This is a genomic window from Streptomyces sp. HSW2009, assembly GCF_040240285.1.
Taxonomy (GTDB): domain Bacteria; phylum Actinomycetota; class Actinomycetes; order Streptomycetales; family Streptomycetaceae; genus Streptomyces.
Genome location: NZ_JBEHZD010001010.1, coordinates 1 through 1290, shown reverse-complemented (window position 1 = coordinate 1290; position 1290 = coordinate 1). Strand labels below are relative to the sequence as shown.

Sequence of the window (1290 nt, the reverse complement as noted above, 5' to 3'; positions counted from 1 at the left end):
GGGGGGGGGGGGGGGGGGCGGGGGGGGGGGGGGGGGGGGGGGGGGGGGCGGGGGGGGGGGGGGGGGGGGGGCCCGGGGGGGGGGGGGGGGGGGGGGGGGGGGCGGGCCCCCCCCGCGGCCGGTCCCACCCACGGCACCCCGGCCCAGCCCACTCCAACCCGACCCGACCCGACGACACCCCGACCCGCGCAACGGCACCCAGCCCACCCCACGCCGCTCCCCGTGCGGTCAACGTGCTGGTCGGCGCGGACCGGGCCATGCTGGAACGGCCGCGTGGGAGGCGGGTCCGGGCGGGCCCGCCCCTACGGAGGTGGGCCCGGTGGGTTGGCCGGCCGAACGGGACCACCACAACCGGACGTACGAGATCGGCGTACGGGATCGGCGTATGGGATCGCCGTACTGGATCGGCGTACGAGGCCCCGTACAGGACTGCCGTACAGGGCTGCCGTACGAGCCCCCGTACAAGACCGCGGCGCATCCCCGCCGCACCCCCGTCGGAGCCCGGGCAGGTGTCATGAGCAGTAGGAGCGAGACGCAGCCGAGCATGGGGGTGGAGGAGGAGTTCTTTGTGGTCGCGCCCGGTAGTCGGGCGGTCCGGCCGGCGGGGGTGCGCGTGGTGGCGCGGGCGCGCAAGCAGTTGGAGGAGTTGGTGGCCGAGGAGTTCACGGAGTACCAGGTGGAGGGGCGGACGCCGCCCTGTGCCACGTACGACGAACTCCTCGCGCACCTGCTGCGCGTGCGGACCGGGCTCGCTTCGGCCGCGGTGGCGGAGGGGGTGCGGCTGGTGCCGTCCGGTACGCCGGTGCTCGGCCCGTACGGTCCCGCTCCCGTCCTGGACGACGCGCGCCACCGGCTGGGTGCCAGCACCTTCCGGGCGCTGGGTGACGACTTCGTCCTGTCCGCGCTCCACGTCCACGTGCAGGTGCCGGACCGGGGCGATGCGGTGCTGGTCGGCAACCACCTGCGGCCGTGGATACCGCTGTTGACGGCGATGGGCGCGAACTCGCCGTACTGGTACGGCCGGGACACCGGTTACGCGAGTTGGCGCACCGTCGTCAAGAACGGCTGGCCCGTCAGCGGCCCGCCCCCGTACTTCAGCGGTCTGGAGCAGTACGCGCGCACGGTGGCCGGTCTGCGGGCCACCGGCGTCCTCGTTGACGTGGGGAACCTCTTCTGGGACGTGCGGCCCTGCGAGCATCTGCCGACGGTGGAGTTCCGGGCCCTGGACGTGCCGGCGACGGCAGCGGACGCGGCGGCGCTCGCCACGTTGGTGCGGGCGCTGGTGGTGGC

Annotated in this window: 1 protein-coding gene; it reads left to right on the top strand. The window is 75.8% G+C overall.

Annotated features, from left to right (window positions below):
* Positions 1–514 precede the first annotated feature (514 nt).
* The coding region (locus tag AAHZ94_RS34225) for a carboxylate-amine ligase (RefSeq protein ID WP_349997578.1) at positions 515–1290 on the top strand (776 nt) is incomplete at its 3' end.